Raw genomic sequence first — 18743 nt, forward strand, 5'->3', positions numbered from 1 at the left:
AGCGCGGGGAACTGCGCGAGCAACCCACCACGATCCGCAGCCGAAAAACCCGGGGCAGGGCAGCGGAAACCGCAATCCCCGCACCCCAGACCACCCAGGGGCGCGGGGAACTGCGCGAGCAACCCACCACGGACCGCAGCCGAAAGACCCGGGGCAGGGCCGGAGACGGGGGCCAGGCCCCCGGGGGCCGTGATGCCCAGCAGGGCGGCGAGAAGGACGAAGCGGAAGTGGCGGCGGATCAGGGCCCGTTGGCGCCAGGTCTCGCGGGCCCCGAGGGGCGCGACCGCCACGAGGGCGATGATCCAGCGCCAGAAGGCGGCCTGGACCGGGGGCACGGAGTCGTGCAGGGCCCGGGAGGCGACGAAGCTGCCGGACCAGACGAGGGTCGCGACGCCCGCGAGGGCGAGTCCGGGGCCGTTGGCCCGGCTCGCCCTCTGGGGGGTCCGTATGGTCCGGTCGTGCCGGTCGTGCTCCAGGACTGCCACGGTGGTGGGCGCTCCTTCGGTGGTCGGCGGGGGTGCCGGATTACCGTCGCACCGCCCCGGCCATCGCGTCCATCGAATCTTTCCGAGCCGACCGTTCAGCTGAAGTGAACGTTTCGGCGGTGGCCGCCGCCGTTCCGGTCGCCGCCACCGGCTCTGTCGTCGCCGCCGCGGGCCGGGCCCTCGGCACGTACTGGCCCGCCAGCGTCGCCCCGAAGGCGACCGCCATACCCGCCAGCTGGAGCGGGGTGAGCGCCTGGCCGAGCGCGGCCCAGCCGATGACGGCGGCGGTCAGCGGCGACAGCGGGCCGAGGAAGGTCACCGAGGTGGCGGTGAGGCGGCCGATGCCGCGGAACCAGAGCCAGTAGGCGACGGCGGTGTTGACCAGGGCGAGGTAGAGGTAGCCCAGGAGGTTGCGGCCGTCCAGCACGGGCGGCGCGCCCTCGACCAGGAAGGCGACCGGCGCGATCAGCAGTCCGCCCGCGGTCAGCTGCCAGCCGGTGAGCACCAGCGGGCCGACTCCCTCGGGGCGCCCCCACCGCTTGGTGAAGACCGTTCCCGCGGCCATCGACACGGACGAGGCCACTCCCGCCACGACCCCGACGGCGTCCAGCGCCCCGGTGGCCTTCAGGACGACCAGACTCACCCCGAGGGCCGCCGCTATGCCGGTGAGCAGGGTCCGCAGCGACGGCCGCTCCCCCAGGAAGAGCGCGGCGAGTCCGGCCACCCATAGCGGTCCGAGCGAGCCGATCACCGCGGCCATGCCGCCGGGCAGCCGGTAGGCGGCGAGGAAGAGGAGCGGGAAGAAGGCCCCGATGTTCAGCGCCCCCAGCACCACCGCCTTCCACCACCACGAGCCCCGTGGCAGTCGCCGGGTGGCGAGCATGAGCGCGAGTCCGGCGGGCAGCGCCCGCATCATGCCGGTGAACAGCGGGCGGTCGGCGGGGAGGAACTCCGTCGTCACGGCGTAGGTGGAGCCCCACGAGACGGGGGCGAGGGCGGTGAGGGCGACGGTGGCGATACGGCTCTGGGTTCGCTTCATGGAAAGTAGCTTACTCCTAAGCTACTTTTCGTCAAGCAACTTTCTTGCGTCCGTTCCACACGGCTCGGATACTGGTTCCATGACTGCGACCCCCCGTGACCCCGTCGACGCCATCACCGCGCAGTGGGCGGAGGTCAGGCCCGACCTCGACACCGTGCCGATGGCCGTCTACGGGCGCATCTACCGCGTCGCCAAGGCCATGGGCGACCGGATCGAGAAGGAGTACCGGCGGTTCGGGATCTCGCGCGGCGAGTTCGACGTCCTGGCGACGCTGCGCCGCTCCGGCGAGCCGTACACGCTCTCGCCGCGCCAGCTCTCGGCGACCACGATGCTCACCACCGGCGGGATGACCGGACGTCTGGACAAGCTGGAGAAGGCCGGGCTGCTCAGCCGCAGCCCGGACCCGAACGACCGGCGCGGGCTGCGCGTCACCCTCTCCGACAAGGGCCGCGAGATCGTCGACGCGTCGGTGACGGCCGGTCTGGAGATGCAGCACGAGGTGCTGGGCGGGGTGCTCGACGCGGCGGAGGCGGAGCAGCTGAACGCGCTGCTGCGCAAGCTGCTCGCGGCGCACTGACCCCGCGGGAGGAGAAGAACGCAAAGGCGCTCCGCGGTACGAGTGCCACTCGTACCGCGGAGCGCCTCACAGGGCGTACGGCGTGACCGGTCAGGCCTTCTTCGACTTGTCGAGGACCATGACCAGGCCGGCGATGACCGCGAACAGCGCGATGGGCGCGATCACGTACAGGCCGATCGTGTCGAACACGCTCAGGCCGGAGCCCGGGTCGTCGCCGTCGTCGCGGGTGACCGCGAGGGCGGGGGCCGACATGAGCAGCATCATCAGCGTCGTACCGGCTGCCACGGCGCCGGCGCGCAGGGTGTTCTTCTTGTCCACGGTGCAAACGTAGCGAACGCCTAAGCGGGGCGCGCGCCCGGGGGTGCCGTACGGGACCGCCCGCCCGGCGCCGGGGTGTCCGGGCCGGGCGCGAACACCCGCATCAGGCCGTGCAGCCGGGGCGAGGCGACCACGTCCTCTAGGGCGAGCGGGCGGCCGTCGGGACCGGCCACCGGCAGGCGCCAGTTGGGGTACTGGTCCCAGGTGCCCGGCAGATTCTGCGGACGGCGGTCGCCCACCGCGTCCGGCAGCCACACCCCGACCATCCGGGCCGGGGTGCGCAGCAGGAACCGGTAGACCGCGCGCACCGCGCCCTCCTCGCCCCGGGCGCCCTCGGGCAGCAGCCCGAGCCGGGTGAGGTAGGCCAGCCACTCGCCCACCTCGGCCGCGTCCTCGGCCTGCTCCTCGGCGAGCGGCCGGGTGAGCAGTCCGAGGCGGTGGCGCAGCCCGACGTGCTCGCCGGTGAGGCGGGCAGCCGTGGAGGGCAGGTCGTGGGTGGTGGCGGTGGCCACGCAGCCCTCGCGCCAGTCGGCGGGGGGCAGCGGGCGGCCGGCGCCCTCCCAGTCGCGCTCGAACCAGAGCACCGAGGTGCCGAGCACCCCGCGCCGGCTCAGGGCCTCGCGCACCCCGGGCTCGACCGTGCCCAGGTCCTCCCCTATGACGGCCGCGTCCGCGCGGTGGGCCTCCAGGACGAGCACGGCGAGCATCGCCTCGGCGTCGTAGCGGACGTAGGTGCCCGCCGTGGGCTCCTGTCCCCGGGGGATCCACCAGAGCCGGAACAGGCCCATCACATGGTCGATGCGCAGGGCCCCGGCGTGCCGCAGCAGATTGCGCAGCAGGCCCCGGTAGGGGGCGTAGCCGGAGGCGGCGAGGACGTCGGGGCGCCAGGGCGGCAGCCCCCAGTCCTGGCCGCGCGCGTTGAAGGCGTCGGGGGGCGCGCCCACCGACATGCCCTGGGCGAAGGTGCGCTGCTGCGCCCAGGCGTCGGCGCCGCCCGGGTGCACGCCGACGGCGAGGTCGTGGACGAGGCCGACGGCCATCCCGGCGTCCTTGGCGGCCCGCTGGGCGGCGGCGAGCTGGGTGTCGGTGAGCCAGGCGAGGCGGGTGTGGAAGTCGACGCGGTCGATGAGCTCGCGCCGGGCGCGGGCGGTGGCGGGCGAGCGGGGGTCGCGCAGGGCGCCGGGCCAGCGGGTCCAGTCGGATCCGTACCGCTCGGCCAGCGCGCACCAGGTGGCGTGGTCCTCCAGGGCCTGGCCCTGGTGCGCCAGGTAGTCGCAGTACGCCTCCCGCCGCCCGGGCGTCAGTGGTACCGCGTGCAGGGCTTCGAGGGCCTCGCGCTTCAGCGCCCACACCGCGTCCCGGTCGATCAGTTCGCCGTCGTCGAGCACCGACCGGCGCAGCGCGTCCGCCGCCGTCAGCAGCTCGTCCAGCCGCTTGCGCTCGCGGACGTAGGCGTACTCGGGGACGTCCTCGATCCGCAGGTGGACGGGGTCGGGGAAGCGGCGGGAGGAGGGGCGGTAGGGGGACGGGTCGGTGGGGGTGCCGGGGACGGCCGCGTGCAGCGGGTTGACCTGGAGGAATCCGGCGCCGACGGACCGTCCGGCCCAGCCGGCGAGCTCGGCGAGGTCCCCGAGGTCGCCCATGCCCCAGGAGCGGGCGGAGAGCAGGGAGTAGAGCTGCACCAGGAACCCGTGGGTGCGCTCGGGGGGCTGCGGGGTGCGCTCGGGGGCGACCACGAGGCAGGCGGCGGCGGTGCGGCCGTCGGGGGTGCGGGCGGTGGCCCGGTGGACACCGAGGGGGAGGACGGGCCAGGGCGCGTCCGGCGCCGTCCAGTCCGCCTCCGTGCCGTCCTCGGCCTCGACCCGGACGCGGGTGCCGGGCGGCAGGGCGGTGAGCGGTGGGGGCGGGGCGGGGTCCGGGGTGCGCCAGTGGACCACGGTCGGGGGCAACAGGCGCTCCGCCGCGCTCAGTTCGGCGGTGGCGAGGGACGCCGCCACCGCCTCCGGTGTCGCCGCCTCGACGCCCAGGGCCGCGAGGACGGCGACGACCGTGGCCTCCGGGACGGGGACCGTGCGGTCGGCCGACGGGGCGTAGGACGTGGCGACGCCGTGCAGGGCGGCGAGCCGGGCGAGGGTCATGGCGTCAGGCTCCGGCTTGGGCGGCCACCGGGGTCGGTTCGCTGGTCAGGGGCGCGGCCTCGGTCAGGGGCGGCTCGCTGGTCAGCGGTTCGGCGTCGGCCAGCGGAGGTTCGCTGGTCAGGGGCTGTTCAAGGGCGGAAACGGCCACGGAGGGCTCCACGGGGTCGGCGACGGGGACACAGCAGCCCTACCCAGCGGGCGGGCTCCCAGACGTACAACGCGGGGCGAGTAGCGCTCGTCACCCCCGTCCTGTGACCCAGGTCACCGGAACGGGCAATTCCGGCACAACAGTCACGCGCGTTGACACCTTCGCCACGGGGGTGGTGGGCTCGGGTCCGGTCGCGGCGCGGGACGCTCCGCCGGGGGCTGCCACCAGAGGACCGGAGCTCCACAAGTCCACACAGACGAGGAGACGGTGTGCAGTTCGGGCGCGGGAAGCGGGCGGCGGCCGTCGCGGTCGCCGTCATCGGCGGACTGCTCGGCGCGGCGCCCGGCGCCCTCGGCGCCCCCGTGGATCCCCCGGCACCCGAACAGCCCACCACCGAGGGCGCGTCCACGGCGACGGCGAGGGAGGCGGCACGGGACGACGCCCCCGCCGTCTGGCCCCGGCCCCAGTCCGTCCGGCACGCGGGCCCGGCGCTGCGCCTCGGCTCGGAGGCCGTGCTGCTCGCGGACCCGGACGCCGATCCGTACGCGGTGGCCGCGCTCGGGGACGTCCTCGGCCGGGCCGGCGTCACCACGCTGCACCACGAACCGGGCGGCCACGGCCCGGTGTTCCGCGTCGGCGGCAGCGGCGCGCAGGACGCGCTGCGCGCCCTGCGGCTCGCCGAGCGCGGGGACCTGCCGCCGGGCGGCTACCGGATCGGGGTGGGCCGGGTCGCCGGGCGGGACACGGTCGCGCTCGACGGGGTCGGCGAGGACGGGCTCTTCCACGCCGTGCAGACGCTGCGTCAGCTCCTGGTCCAGGACCGGCGCGGCCGCGCCACGCTGCCCGGCGTCCGGGTGCGGGACTGGCCCGCCACGGCCGTGCGCGGCACGACGGAAGGCTTCTACGGGCAGCCCTGGACGCGCGAACAGCGCCTGGAGCACCTCGACTTCATGGGCCGCACCAAGCAGAACCGGTACCTCTACGCGCCCGGCGACGACCCGTACCGCCTGGCCCGCTGGCGCGACCCGTACCCGGCCGACCGGCGCGCGGACTTCCGGGCGCTCGCCGCCCGCGCCGCCGCCAACCACGTCACCCTCGCCTGGGCCGTGGCGCCCGGCCAGGAGATGTGCCTGTCCTCGGACAAGGACCTCAAGGCGCTGCTGCGCAAGCTCGACGCGATGTGGGCGCTGGGCGTGCGCGCCTTCCAGCTCCAGTTCCAGGACGTCAGCTACAGCGAGTGGCACTGCGGGCAGGACGCGCACACCTTCGGCCGGGGGCCGGCCGCCGCCGCCCGCGCCCACGCGCGCGTGGCGAACGCCGTCGCCGCGCACCTGGCCGAGCGCCATCCGGGCGCGCGGCCGCTGTCGCTGATGCCGACCGAGTACTACCAGGACGGCGCCACCGCCTACCGGGACGCGCTCGCGGACGGGCTGGACGCGCGCGTGCAGGTCGCCTGGACGGGCGTCGGGGTGGTGCCGCGCACCATCACCGGCCACGAACTGGCGGGCGCGCGGGACGCGTTCGGGCACCCGCTGGTGACGATGGACAACTACCCGGTGAACGACTGGGCGCCGGGCCGGATCTTCCTTGGCCCCTACACGGGCCGCGAGCCCGCGGTCGCCACCGGCTCCGCCGCCCTGCTCGCCAACGCCATGGTCCAGGCCTCGGCCTCCCGGATCCCGCTGTTCACGGCGGCCGACTACGCCTGGAACCCGCAGGGGTACGAGCCGGAGGAGTCCTGGCGGGCGGCTGTCGCGGACCTCGCGGGCGGCGACGCCCACCTGCGCGAGGCGCTCACGGCGCTGGCGGGCAACGACTCCTCCTCGGTCCTCAGCAGCGCCGAGTCGGCCTATCTGCGCCCGCTGCTCGACACGTTCTGGAGCTCGCGCGGCGCGGCGGACGCGGCGGTACGGGACCGGGCGGCGGCGCGGCTGCGCGCGGCGTTCACCGTGATGCGGCTGACCCCCGAGCGCCTCGCGGGCAGCGGCTCGCTCGCCGACGAGCTGCGCCCCTGGGCGGACCGGCTCGCCCGCTACGGCCGGGCCGGGGAGAAGGCCGTGGACATGCTCCAGGCGCAGGCCCACGGCGACGGCGCGGGCGCCTGGCGGGCCGCGCTCGACCTGGAGCCGCTGCGCCGGGACGCCGCCACCGGCCCGGTCACCGTCGGCAAGGGCGTCCTGGACGCGTTCCTGACCCGCGCGGCGCGGGCCTCGGCCACCTGGACGGGCGCGGACCGGCCGCCCGGCGAGGTCACCCTCTCGCCGGACGCCTACACCGTGCGCCTGGGCCGGGTCCGCCCGGTGGAGGCGGTCACCGTGATGGACGACTCCGGCATCGGGCCGGGCCCGTCGGTGGGCCCCGGCTCGGGCCCGCCCGCCTGGGCCACCGCGGGCGCGCGGCCCGTGCCGGACGCCGCCTGGGGCCCGGGCCCGGGTCCCGGCCGGGTCGCCTGGGCCGAGGGCGGGGCGCTGGTGCAGGCGCATCTGCCCGGTGTGGGCTGGCGCAGCCTGGGACCGCTGTCGCCGGACGGCTGGACGCAGAGCGCCGCGCGGGGCGTGCGCGCCGACGCCGTCCGCGTGACGGGCCCGACCGCCGCCGTACGGTCCGTACGCCATCTGGTCCCGTGGTTCGCCGACGAGCCGCGGGCCCGCCTGGAGCTCGCCCGGGACGTGGCCGACGCCGAGATCGGCGGGAAGCCGCAGGTGGTGACGGCCGTGCTGACCTCGACCCGGCCCGCGGACGTGGCGGGCACGCTCGGCGCGAAGGCCCCGCGGGGCCTGGCCGTGCGGGTCCCGGGGGCGGTCACGGTCCCGCGCGGCGCCTCGGTGAGCGTGCCGGTGGAGGTGACGGTGGCGCCGGGCACCCCGGCGGGCGAGTACCGGGTGCCGGTCGCCTTCTCCGGGCAGGAGCGCGTCCTGACCGTACGGGCGTATCCGCGCACGGCCGGGCCCGATCTGGTCGCGGGGGCCGCGGCCACCTCCTCCGGCGACGAGACGCCCGCGTTCCCCGCGCGCGCGGCCGCCGACGGCGACCCCGCGACGCGCTGGTCCTCCCCGGCGCGGGACGACGCCTGGTGGCAGGCGGAGCTCCCGGCCCCGAGCCGGGTCGGTCTGGTCGTGCTGACCTGGCAGGACGCGTATGCGAGCAGCTACACCGTGCAGGTCTCGCCGGACGGGCGGACCTGGCACACGGCCGCGACCGTGCGGGAGGGCAGGGGCGGCCGGGAGGCGGTGCGCATGGACGCGCGCGGCGTGCGGTTCCTGCGGGTGCAGGGGGTGACGCGGGCGACGCCGTACGGGTACTCGCTGTGGTCGGTGGAGGCGTACGGCGTGGCCGCGCGGGGCCAGTGAGGCGGGGCGCGGACACGCCGGGGCCGGGGGCCGGCGGGCCGGCCCCCGGGGACGACGGAGGCCCGGACTCAGGCGGAGATGCCGTCGATCCGGGCCAGGGCGTCGTCAGCGCCGAACGGTTGGAGGTACGGGAGCCAGCGTGGGTCCCGGTGCCCCGTGCCGATGATGCGCCACGCCAGACCGCTGGGCGGTGCGGGCTGGTGGCGCAGGCGCCAGCCGAGCTCCAGCAGGTGCCGGTCGGCCTTGACGTGGTTGCAGCGGCGGCAGGCCGCCACCACGTTGTCCCAGACGTGCTGACCGCCGCGGCTGCGCGGGATCACGTGGTCGACGCTGGTTGCGACGCCACCGCAGTACATACAGCGCCCGCCGTCACGGGCGAAGAGCGCACGGCGGGTCAGTGGGACGGGCCCCCGGTAGGGGACCCGTACGAATCTCTTGAGCCGGACCACGCTGGGAGCGGGGACGACCCGGGTCGCGCTGTGCATGAAGGCGCCGGATTCCTCTAGGCAGACTGCCTTGTTTTCGAGCACGAGGACGAGCGCGCGGCGGAGCGGTACGACGCCGAGGGGCTCGTACGACGCGTTGAGGACCAGGACGTGCGGCACGGTGGATGCCTCCTTGTACGCCGGCGGCGCGTGGCTCGCGCCGGGACGATCTGCCTTCAGTCTCTCCTCAGGGCCGGTCGGAGCGCCACCACGTCCGGGTAACGGCCCTGAAGTGTTTTCGACCACACTCCCCCGCGTCCCGGGCCCGCCCTCGCGCCCGCTCCGCGCACGGCAACGAAGCACATGGCTTGCCCCGTTAGTGTGGTTGGTCTGCCGTCGCACTGTCGGCAGCGCAATGCCTGGAGGTTCCCGCCGTGCACTGGCCCGCCGTACTGGCCGCCGGATCCCCGTCCGATCCCACCGGCCCGACGACCGCCCCGGTCACCCTCGACGACGCCCAGAAGCAGGCCACCGAGGCCGCCGGCTGGGTGGAGGAGAACTGGTCGACCTGGCTCGCCATCGGCCTGCGGATCCTGCTCATCGTGATCATCGCGTCGGTGCTGCGGGTGCTGGTGCGCCGCGCGCTGACCAAGCTCATCGACCGGATGAACCGCAGCGCCCAAGCGGTGGAAGGCACCGCGCTCGGCGGCCTCCTGGTCAACGCCGAGCGCCGCCGCCAGCGCTCGGAGGCCATCGGCTCGGTGCTGCGCTCGGTGGCGTCCTTCCTGATCCTGGGCACCGCGGCCCTGATGGTCCTGGGCGTCCTCAACATCGACCTGGCGCCGCTCCTCGCCTCGGCGGGTGTCGCGGGTGTGGCGATCGGTTTCGGCGCGCGCAACCTCGTCACCGACTTCCTCTCCGGCGTCTTCATGATCCTGGAGGACCAGTACGGCGTCGGCGACTCGATCGACGCGGGCGTGGCCTCCGGCGAGGTGGTCGAGGTCGGGCTGCGGGTGACGAAGCTGCGCGGCGACAACGGCGAGATCTGGTACGTGCGCAACGGCGAGATCAAGCGCATCGGCAACCTCAGCCAGGGATGGGCGACGGCCGCCGTCGACGTCCAGGTCCGCCCGACGGAGGACCTGGACCGCGTCCGGGCCGCCATCACGGAGGCGGCCGAGTCCATGGCCAAGGACGAGCCGTGGAACGAGCGGCTGTGGGGGCCGGTGGAGGTCCTCGGCCTCAACGAGGTGCTGCTGGACTCGATGGTGATCCGCGTCTCGGCGAAGACGATGCCGGGCAAGGCGCTGGGCGTGGAGCGCGAGCTGCGCTGGCGCATCAAGCGGTCGCTGGACGCGGCCGGGATACGGATCGTGGGGGGTACGGCGCCGGTGGACCCGGACGCGTCGGCCCCGGACCCGTCCGCCGCGGTGGCCGCCCCGTCGGCCCTCAACAACCCGACTTCCCCGCAGTCGCTGGCCACGACGCCGATCCCCCCGGGGCTCGCGAAGTAGTTCGTTCGGCTGCGGGTCCGTTGCGGCTGGTCGCGCGGCTCCCCGCGCCCCTTCGGGGGTGCGGCCCGGCCCCGGTGCTCAGTGCGCCGGGGCCGTCGTGCGTCACGTAACGCTTTGGTAGACCCCCGGGCCCGCACCATTGACGCCCCGCTGAACGCCCCCTACCTTCACTGCATCCGATAGGAAACTTTCCTAACAGTGCTGGGAAGGGCAGGTGCAGCCTCGTGGCCGGTACTACCCCGGGAACACCGCGCGTACTCCGCGCCATGAACGACCGTGCCGCCCTCGATCTGCTGCTGGAGCACGGCCCCCTGTCCCGCACCCGCATCGGCAAGCTCACCGGGCTCTCCAAGCCGACCGCCTCGCAGCTCCTGGCGCGGCTGGAGGCGGCCGGGCTCGTCGTGGCGACCGGGACCACCGAGGGCCGGCCCGGTCCCAACGCCCAGCTGTACGCGGTCAACGCGCGCGCCGCGCACGTCGCCGGGCTCGACGTCACCCCCGAGCGCATCCGCGCCGCCGTCGCGGACGTCACCGGGGCCGTGGTCGGGGAGTTCGCGGTGCGCACCCCGGGGCGCCGGGCCGGCGAGTCGGTGGTGCGGCAGGTCACCGACGCCCTGGACGGGGCCGTGAAGGCCGCCGACCTGGTCCGGGCCGATCTGCACCGCGTCGTCATCGGCACGCCCGGCGCCTTCGACCCCGGCACCGGGCGGCTGCGGTACGCCTCGCACCTGCCCGGCTGGCACTCCCCCGCCCTGCTCGACGAGCTCGCGGCGGCGCTGCCGATGCCGGTCGAGTACGAGAACGACGTCAACCTCGCGGCCATCGCCGAGCAGCGGCTCGGCGCCGCCCGCGGCCACGACGACTTCGTGCTGCTGTGGAACGAGGGCGGTCTCGGCGCGGCCCTCGTCATCGGCGGCCGGCTGCACCGCGGTTTCACCGGCGGCGCGGGCGAGGTGGGCTTCCTGCCGGTGCCGGGCGCCCCGCTCGTCCGGCACGTCACCAAGGCGAACTCGGGCGGCTTCCAGGAGCTGGCCGGCGGTCAGGCGGTGCCGCGCCTGGCCCGGGAGCTGGGGGTCGCCGACATCCCCGGCGGCTCGTCCACCGAGGCCGCCGCCGCGCTGATCGCCCGGGCCGCCGAGGCCGTACGGGAGCGGGAGAGCGGCTCCTACCGCACGCTCCTGGAGACCTTCGCCACCGGTCTGGCCACCGGCCTCGCCTCCATGGTCGCCGTGCTCGACCCCGAGCTCGTGGTCCTCTCCGGCGCCCTGATCACCGCCGGGGGCGAGCCGCTGCGCGCGCTGGTCCAGCAGGAGCTGGGCGAGCTCGCCGCCTCCCGGCCCCGGCTCGTCATCGGCGAGGTGCGCGACCACCCCGTCCTGCGCGGCGCGCTGGAGAGCGCGCTCGCCGCCACCCGCGACGAGGTCTTCGACACCTCGCGCTGACCCCCAGCCGCCCCCAACGCACCTCCGTACGGCCCCGCCCACCCCTTCCTCATCCCCGTCCCAGCCCCAGCCCCAGCCCCTGCCCCGGGAGACTTCGCCATGTCCGGAAACAGCCCGAGCCGCCGGAAGTCGGCCGCCGCCCTCGCCGTGACCGCCTCCATCGCCCTGTTCGCCTCCGCCTGTACGGGCCAGAGCTCCTCCTCCGCCGAGGACGACGCCTCCAAGGAGACGACGATCACCTTCTGGCACGGGTGGAGCGCGCCCGAGGAGGTCAAGGCGATCCAGGCCAACGTGGACGCCTTCCAGAAGGCGCACCCCAACATCCATGTGAAGGTCGTCGGCAACATCAACGACGACAAGATCAACCAAGCGCTGCGCGCGGGCGGTTCGAACGCCCCGGACGTGGTCTCCTCCTTCAGCACCAACAACGTCGGCAAGTTCTGCTCCTCCCGCGCCTTCGTCGACCTCGCGCCCTTCCTGAAGAAGGACGGGATCGACCCCGCGAAGACCTTCCCGAAGGCGATGAACGAGTACACGCAGTTCGAGGGCAAGCGGTGCACGCTCCCGCTGCTCGGCGACGCCTACGCGCTGTACTACAACAAGGACGCCTTCAAGGCCGCCGGGATCACCACGCCCCCCAGGACGTGGAGCGAGTTCGCCGCCGACGCCAAGAAGCTGACGAAGGCCAAGGGGGACTCGTACGAGCAGCTCGGGTTCATGCCCGACTACCACGGCTACGAGTCGACGACCGAGCACTACATCGCGCAGTGGTCGCCCACGTACTTCGACTCCAGCGGCAGGTCGAACATCGCCAAGGACCCGGCCTTCGCCCAGGGGCTCGCCTTCCAGAGGCAACTGGTGGAAGACCTGGGCGGGTTCCAGAAGCTGGAGAGGTTCCGCTCGGGCTTCGGTGACGAGTTCGGCGCCAAGCACCCCTTCCACCTGGGGCAGGTCGCCATGCAGATGGACGGCGAGTGGCGGCTGGGGATGGCCGAGGACGCCAAGCCGGCGTTCGAGATCGGGGTCGCCCCGCTGCCCGTGCCGGACGACCAGGCCGCCACTTACGGCAAGGGGTACATCACCGGCACCATCGCCGGGATCGCCGCCACCTCCGGCAAGCAGAACGCCGCCTGGGAGCTGGTGAAGTACATGACCACCGACACCGAGGCGGTGGTGAACTTCGCCAACGCCATCCACAACGTGCCCTCCACGACGGCGGCGCTCAAGTCGCCGCACCTGAAGTACGACCCGCGCTTCAAGACGTTCCTGGACATCGCGCAGAACCCGGCCTCCACGACCAGCCCGGCCTCGGTCAACGGCGGCCAGTACCTGGTGTCGATCCAGAACCTCGGCTACGACGTGGAGAAGGGCAGGCAGAGCGACATCAGGGCCGGTCTGGAGAAGACCGCCAAGGAGATCGACACGGCGATCGACCAGGCCAAGTAGGCCGGGTCCGACGAGCGCCGCGGAGCACTCCATGACCACGTACACCCTGCGCGCCAAGCGCCGCCGGGCGGCCCTGCGGACGGCCGCCTTCATGTCCCCCTGGCTGATCGGTTTCGGCGTCTTCTTCGCCTACCCGCTGATCTCCACCGTCTACTTCTCCTTCACCCACTACGACGGCTTCGCCGACCCCACCTTCAACGGGATCGAGAACTGGTCGTACGTCTTCCACGACTACCCGCTGTTCTGGCCCGCGCTGCGCAACACGCTGTGGCTGGTGGTGGTCATGGTGGCCTGCCGGGTCGTCTTCGGGCTCGGCATCGGGCTGCTCATCACCAGGATCAAGACGGGCACCGGGGTCTTCAGGACGCTGTTCTACCTGCCCTACCTCGCCCCGCCCGTCGCCGCCACGCTCGCCTTCGTCTTCCTGCTCAACCCCGGTACGGGACCGGTCAACTCGGTCCTGTCCGACCTCGGCGTCCCGGCTCCGGCCTGGTTCACCGACCCCACCTGGTCCAAGCCGGCGCTGACCATGCTGGCGGTGTGGGGCGTCGGCGACCTGATGGTGATCTTCATGGCCGCGCTGCTGGACGTGCCGAGGGAGCAGTACGAGGCGGCCGAGCTGGACGGGGCCTCGGCCTGGCAGCGGTTCCGGTTCGTGACGCTGCCGAACATCTCGCCCATCGTGATGTTCGCGGTGGTCACCGGGATCATCCAGACCATGCAGTACTACACCCAGCCGCTGGTGGCCGGAAAGGTCGCCTCGGGGATCATCGGCAGCTCCGGTCAGCCGTTCGAGCCCGGATACCCGGACCAGTCGACGCTGACCCTTCCCCAGCTGGTGTACAACCTCGGTTTCCAGCGCTTCGACTACGGCTCCGCCTGTGTGGTCGCCCTGGTCCTCTTCGCCCTCTCCATGGCCTTCACCGCCCTGCTCATGCGGCGCCGCGGCGGACTGATCCAGGCAGGTGACTAGCCGATGGCCGACCTGACGTACCCACTCGACGCGCCCGTGGCGACGACCCCGGCGGCCCGTACGGCCCGCCGCAAGGCGCTCCTGCACTGGATCGGGGTGCACGCCCTCGGGATCGCGGCGGCCCTCTTCTTCGTGCTGCCGTTCGTCTTCATCGTGCTCACCTCGCTGATGGACAACCAGCAGACGCTCACCCGCGACCTGGTCCCCGACCACTGGCAGTGGTCCAACTACAGGAAGGTGTGGAACACCCCGGGTTTCCTGACCTGGTGGCGCAACACCCTGGTCTACGCGGGACTCGGCACCGTCCTGACCGTGGTGTCCTCGGTGCCCGTCGCCTACGCCCTCGCCAAGTTCCGCTTCCGCGGCCGCAATCTGTCGATGATGCTGGTCATCTCGATGATGATGCTGCCGCCCCAGGTGATCATCATCCCGATGTACCTGTTCTGGGCGAAGCAGCTCGACCTCTCCGGCACGCTGTGGCCGCTGATCGTCCCCATGGCGTTCGGCGACGCGTTCTCCATCTTCCTGCTGCGGCAGTTCCTGATGACCATCCCGGACGAGTACCTGGACGCGGCCAAGGTCGACGGCTGCGGAGAGCTGCGGACCCTGCTGCGGGTCGTGCTGCCGATGGCGAAGCCCGGCATCGCCGCCGTCGCGCTCTTCCAGTTCTTCTACGCCTGGAACGACTACTTCGGGCCGCAGATCTACGCCTCGGAGAACCCCGGCGCCTGGACGCTCAGTTACGGCCTGGAGTCCTTCAAGGGCGCGCACCACACCGACTGGAACCTGACCATGGCCGCGACCGTGCTGGTCATGGCCCCCGTGATCCTCGTGTTCTTCTTCGCGCAGAAGGCGTTCGTCGAGGGTGTCACGCTCACCGGAGTGAAGGGCTAGAGAAATGAAGCTCACCGTGGTCGGCGGAGGATCGACCTACACCCCCGAACTCATCGACGGATTCGCCCGGTTGCGGGACACTCTGCCCATCGAGGAGCTGGTCCTGGTCGACCCGGCGGCCGGCCGCCTTGAGCTGGTCGGCGGCCTCGCCCGGCGCATCTTCGCCCGGCAGGGCCACCCGGGCACCATCACCACCACCTCCGACCTGGACGCGGGCGTCGAGGGCGCCGACGCGGTCCTGCTCCAGCTGCGCGTCGGCGGCCAGGCCGCCCGCGAGCAGGACGAGACCTGGCCCCTGGAGTGCGGCTGCGTGGGCCAGGAGACGACCGGGGCAGGCGGACTCGCCAAGGCGCTGCGGACCGTCCCGGTGGTCCTGGACATCGCCGAGCGGGTGCGGCGCGCCAACCCGGACGCCTGGATCATCGACTTCACCAACCCGGTGGGCATCGTCACGCGCGCGCTGCTCCAGGCCGGCCACAAGGCGGTCGGGCTCTGCAACGTGGCCATCGGCTTCCAGCGCAAGTTCGCCGCGCTGCTCGGCGTCACGCCCGGCCAGGTCCACCTGGACCACGTGGGCCTGAACCACCTCACCTGGGAGCTGGGGGTGCGTCTTGGCGGCCCCGACGGGGAGAACGTGCTGCCCAAGCTGCTCGCCGAGCACGGGGACGCGGTGGCGGACGACCTGCGCCTGCCCCGGCGGGCCCTGGACCGGCTCGGCGTCGTCCCCTCGTACTATCTGCGCTACTACTACGCCCACGACGAGGTCGTACGGGAGCTGGGCACCAAGCCGTCCCGGGCGTCCGAGGTCGCCGAGATGGAACGGCAGTTGCTGACGATGTACGGGGACCCGGCGCTCGACGAGAAGCCGGAGCTGCTGGCCCGGCGCGGCGGCGCCTTCTACTCGGAGGCGGCCGTGGACCTGGCCGCCTCCCTGCTCGGCAACGGCGGCAGCCCGGTGCAGGTGGTCAACGCCCGCAACAACGGCACCCTGCCCTTCCTCCCCGACGACGCGGTGATCGAGGTGCAGGCGCGGGTGGACGCGGACGGCCCGGTGCCCCTGGCGGTGCCGGAGCTCGACCCGCTGTACGCGGGGCTGATCGCGCACGTCACGGCGTACGAGGACCTGGCCCTGGAGGCGGCGTTGCGCGGGGGGCGCGAGCGGGTGTTCCGGGCGCTGCTCGCCCATCCGCTGGTCGGCCAGTACGCGCTGGCGGACGGCCTCACCGACCGGCTGATCGCGCACAACCGGGAGCACCTCGCGTGGGCATGAGCGTGCTGGCGATCGACGCCGGCAACAGCAAGACCGACGTCGCCCTGATCGGCCCCGACGGCACGGTCCTGGGGACCGCCCGGGGCGGCGGCTTCCGCCCGCCGGCCGTGGGGGTCCGGACGGCGGTGGACGCGCTGGCGGACGCGGTGGACCGGGCCTGGGCGGCGGCGGGGAACACCGGACCGGCCGCGGTCGACCACGTCTCGGCGTGCCTGGCCAACGCCGACCTGCCCGTGGAGGAGCGCCAGTTGGCCCGGGCGCTGGCCGCCCGCGGCTGGGGCGGCACGGTCAGGGTCTACAACGACACCTTCGCGATCCTGCGGGCCGGACTGCCCCGCGGCGCCGAGCCGCGCGGGGTCGCGGTGGTGTGCGGGGCGGGGATCAACTGCGTCGGTATGACCCCGGACGGCCGCACCGCCCGCTTCCCCGCGCTCGGCAAGATCTCCGGGGACTGGGGCGGGGGCGGCGGCCTGGCCGACGAGGCCCTGTGGTTCGCCGCGCGCGCCGAGGACGGGCGGGGCGCACCGACCGCGCTGGCCCGGGCGCTGCCGGAGCACTTCGGTCTGGAGTCCGTGTACGCGCTGATCGAGGCGCTCCATCTGGAGCACGTGGCGCCCGCCCGCCGCCACGAACTGGCGCCGGTGCTCTTCGCGGTGGCGGCGGACGGGGACCCGGTGGCCCGGTCGCTGGTGGACCGTCAGGCCGAGGAGATCGTGGCGCTGGCCGTGGTCGCCCTGGAGCGCCTGGACCTGCTCGACGAGGAGACACCGGTCCTGCTCGGCGGCAGCGTGCTGGCGGCCCGCCATCCCCAACTGGACGACGGGGTCGTCACCTTGCTCGCCGCGCGGGCACCCAAGGCGGTCCCGCTGGTGGTGGCGGCCTCGCCGGTGCTGGGGGCGGGGCTGCTCGGGCTGGACGAGGTGGGGGCCTCGGCGGAGGTGTTCGAGCGGCTGCGCGGGCAGTACCCGGGGGCGTGAGGACGGGCCGGCGGCGCCCTTCCGGACGGCCGGCGCGCGGGCGCGGCGGGGGGCGTGCGCTCAGGGGCGGGGGTGGTGCGCGCGGACGCGCAAGCGGTGCCGTCGCTTCCGGTCGCACCGACGGGAACCGATCCGCGGCCTGCGGCGTATACATGGTGGGGAGGCATCGGGGGCCGGGGCGGAGCAAGCGGGTAACAAGATCAGGTCAACCCTTGTGTGGTGGTCGGTCCCTGCGTCCATACTGCTGGCCAGGCACTCGGTGACCCAGGGGGAGGTCAAGTGGCACACCCGCCGAGCACACAGGCACCACGGACACCCGTGGCGGCGCCGGATCCGGCACCGCCGGCCGCGCCTGTCACGGGGGCCCGGCCCGCGCCCGCGGCCCGCCGGGGCGGCTGGGCGACGGCCCGGGAGCGGGTGCGCGCCGCCGCGACGACCGAGCCGGGGCGGCTGTGGATCATCGGCACGGTGGTCGCGCTGCTGGTGGTGGCGTTCGGCGCGGTGACGGCCTGGCAGGTCACCGACCGGGCGGCCGCCGCCGACGACGTGGTGAGCCGCAGCCAGCCGCTGAGCGCCGACGCGGCCTCCATCTACCGCTCGCTGGCGGACGCGGACACCGCGGCCGCCAGTGGCTTCCTGGCGGGCGCCAAGGAGCCCCGCGCCGTCCGCGTGCGGTACGAGGCGGACATCGCGACCGCCTCCCGCCTGCTGGTGAAGGCCGCGGCCAACACCACCGGCGCCTCCGACTCCGGGCGCGCGATCGCCTCGCTCAACGAGCAACTGCCGGTCTACAACGGCCTGATCGAGCAGGCCCGCGCCAACAACCGCCAGGGCTTCCCGGTCGGCGGCGCCTATCTGCGGTACGCGAACGAGCAGATGACCAAGCACCTGCTGCCCGCCGCCCAGGACCTCTACGAGGCGGAGACCGGCCGCCTCTACGACGACTACGACCAGGCCGAGACCTGGCCGTACGCGGCGCTGGCCGTGGGCGCGGTGGCGCTGGGCGCCCTGTTCTGGGCCCAGCGGCGCACCTACCGGCGCACCAACCGGGTCCTCAACCACGGGCTGCTCGCGGGCACCGCGGCCTCGGCGGTCGTCCTGCTGTGGCTGGTCGCCGGGCACGCGGTGGCCGCCGCGGACCTGTCGGACTCGCGTACCCACGGCCAGGAGTCGCTGAAGGTGCTCAACGACGCCCGGATCAACTCCCTCCAGGCCCGCGCCAACGAGAACCTGACGCTGGTGGCGCGCGGGGCCGTCCTGACCGAGGACGGCAAGGAGGACAAGTACGACGCGGACTACAAGGCGGAGATGAAAGAGCTCGTGGACCAGCTCGGCTCGGCCGGGGATCTCGCCGACGACAGCGCGGGGCGCACCCCGGTCGAGGAGGCGCGCGGCAGTGTCACCGAGTGGCGGCAGCGGCACGACCAGGCGCACCGGACCGACACCGACGGCGACTACGAAGGCGCCCTGGAGCAGGTCATCGGCGCGTCCGGCTCCACCGGCCAGTCCTTCGACCGGGTCGACGCGGCCCTGGAGAAGGCGATCGGGCACGAGCAGCGCGAGTTCACCCGGGCCGCCTCCGACGGCAGGGGCGCGCTGACCGGGCTTCCGCTGGGCGCCGCGGTGCTGGCGGTGCTGGGCGCGGCGGCGGCGGGCGTCGGCGTCAGCCGCAGGCTCGCGGAGTACAGGTGAGCACCGTGGGATTCAGGGAAACACCGGCCCGAGAGGCGCGACGGCCCTGGGAGGA

15 protein-coding genes and 1 pseudogene are annotated in these 18743 nt (G+C 74.0%); 10 read left to right on the top strand and 6 right to left on the bottom strand.

Going from position 1 to position 18743, the window contains the following annotated elements; genetic code table 11:
• Nucleotides 1-188: 188 nt before the first annotated feature.
• Nucleotides 189-449, bottom strand: a pseudogene (locus tag ABZ404_RS19535) (EamA family transporter); the annotation flags it as partial.
• A gap of 76 nt (nt 450-525) precedes the next feature.
• A complete protein-coding gene (locus tag ABZ404_RS19540; protein ID WP_358831475.1) occupies nt 526-1524 on the bottom strand; it encodes an EamA family transporter in 999 nt (332 codons plus the stop codon).
• A 79-nt stretch (nt 1525-1603) separates the two neighbouring features.
• Here ABZ404_RS19540 and ABZ404_RS19545 point away from each other — a divergent pair, with 79 nt between their 5' ends.
• The gene (locus ABZ404_RS19545) at nt 1604-2101 is read left to right on the top strand and encodes a MarR family transcriptional regulator (RefSeq protein WP_358831476.1); all 498 of its coding nucleotides are present in this window, start codon (nt 1604-1606) and stop codon (nt 2099-2101) included.
• Nucleotides 2102-2191: 90 nt separating this feature from the next.
• Here ABZ404_RS19545 and ABZ404_RS19550 read toward each other — a convergent pair whose 3' ends face one another.
• Genes ABZ404_RS19550 through ABZ404_RS19560 form a run of 3 tightly spaced genes read right to left on the bottom strand, consistent with a single transcriptional unit; the run spans nt 2192 to nt 4705 of the window.
• A complete protein-coding gene (locus ABZ404_RS19550) occupies nt 2192-2419 on the bottom strand; it encodes a hypothetical protein (protein WP_101388341.1) in 228 nt (75 codons plus the stop codon).
• A 20-nt stretch (nt 2420-2439) separates the two neighbouring features.
• Nucleotides 2440-4557 carry a 4-alpha-glucanotransferase gene (gene malQ, locus ABZ404_RS19555; protein ID WP_358831477.1) on the bottom strand — a complete coding sequence of 706 codons (2118 nt, stop codon included), beginning with the start codon at nt 4555-4557 and terminating at the stop codon, nt 2440-2442.
• 4 nt (nt 4558-4561) lie between these two features.
• Nucleotides 4562-4705: a hypothetical protein gene (locus tag ABZ404_RS19560; RefSeq protein ID WP_358831491.1), complete on the bottom strand. Its 144-nt coding sequence runs from the start codon at nt 4703-4705 to the stop codon at nt 4562-4564.
• Nucleotides 4706-4974: 269 nt separating this feature from the next.
• On the opposite strand from ABZ404_RS19560, the gene ABZ404_RS19565 reads away from it, so the two are divergent.
• Complete coding sequence (locus ABZ404_RS19565) at nt 4975-8055, top strand: beta-N-acetylglucosaminidase domain-containing protein (RefSeq protein ID WP_358831478.1); 3081 nt, start codon at nt 4975-4977, stop codon at nt 8053-8055.
• Between the two features lie 68 nt (nt 8056-8123).
• On the opposite strand, the gene ABZ404_RS19570 is transcribed toward ABZ404_RS19565, so the two are convergent.
• Nucleotides 8124-8660: an HNH endonuclease gene (locus tag ABZ404_RS19570; RefSeq protein WP_283143448.1), complete on the bottom strand. Its 537-nt coding sequence runs from the start codon at nt 8658-8660 to the stop codon at nt 8124-8126.
• 272 nt (nt 8661-8932) lie between these two features.
• Between ABZ404_RS19570 and ABZ404_RS19575 the strand changes: the two genes are divergently transcribed.
• The 8 genes from ABZ404_RS19575 (at nt 8933) to ABZ404_RS19610 (ending at nt 18688) form a co-directional block, all read left to right on the top strand.
• Nucleotides 8933-9994 (top strand): mechanosensitive ion channel family protein, encoded by a 1062-nt coding sequence (locus ABZ404_RS19575; protein ID WP_358831489.1) that lies wholly within the window; start codon nt 8933-8935, stop codon nt 9992-9994.
• Nucleotides 9995-10218: 224 nt separating this feature from the next.
• Nucleotides 10219-11436: an ROK family transcriptional regulator gene (locus ABZ404_RS19580; protein ID WP_358831479.1), complete on the top strand. Its 1218-nt coding sequence runs from the start codon at nt 10219-10221 to the stop codon at nt 11434-11436.
• 99 nt (nt 11437-11535) lie between these two features.
• Nucleotides 11536-12882 (top strand): ABC transporter substrate-binding protein, encoded by a 1347-nt coding sequence (locus ABZ404_RS19585; RefSeq protein WP_358831480.1) that lies wholly within the window; start codon nt 11536-11538, stop codon nt 12880-12882.
• A gap of 31 nt (nt 12883-12913) precedes the next feature.
• Nucleotides 12914-13855 (top strand): sugar ABC transporter permease, encoded by a 942-nt coding sequence (locus ABZ404_RS19590; protein ID WP_358831481.1) that lies wholly within the window; start codon nt 12914-12916, stop codon nt 13853-13855.
• Between the two features lie 3 nt (nt 13856-13858).
• Complete coding sequence (locus tag ABZ404_RS19595; RefSeq protein WP_358831482.1) at nt 13859-14749, top strand: carbohydrate ABC transporter permease; 891 nt, start codon at nt 13859-13861, stop codon at nt 14747-14749.
• Nucleotides 14750-14753: 4 nt separating this feature from the next.
• The gene (locus tag ABZ404_RS19600) at nt 14754-16019 is read left to right on the top strand and encodes a 6-phospho-beta-glucosidase (protein ID WP_358831483.1); all 1266 of its coding nucleotides are present in this window, start codon (nt 14754-14756) and stop codon (nt 16017-16019) included.
• Nucleotides 16010-16996 carry a BadF/BadG/BcrA/BcrD ATPase family protein gene (locus tag ABZ404_RS19605; protein ID WP_358831484.1) on the top strand — a complete coding sequence of 329 codons (987 nt, stop codon included), beginning with the start codon at nt 16010-16012 and terminating at the stop codon, nt 16994-16996. The genes ABZ404_RS19600 and ABZ404_RS19605 overlap by 10 nt, the downstream gene beginning before the upstream one ends.
• A gap of 279 nt (nt 16997-17275) precedes the next feature.
• Nucleotides 17276-18688: a hypothetical protein gene (locus ABZ404_RS19610; RefSeq protein WP_358990604.1), complete on the top strand. Its 1413-nt coding sequence runs from the start codon at nt 17276-17278 to the stop codon at nt 18686-18688.
• Nucleotides 18689-18743: the final 55 nt, after the last annotated feature.

Source organism: Streptomyces sp. NPDC005878, from assembly GCF_040629815.1.
Lineage (GTDB): Bacteria > Actinomycetota > Actinomycetes > Streptomycetales > Streptomycetaceae > Streptomyces.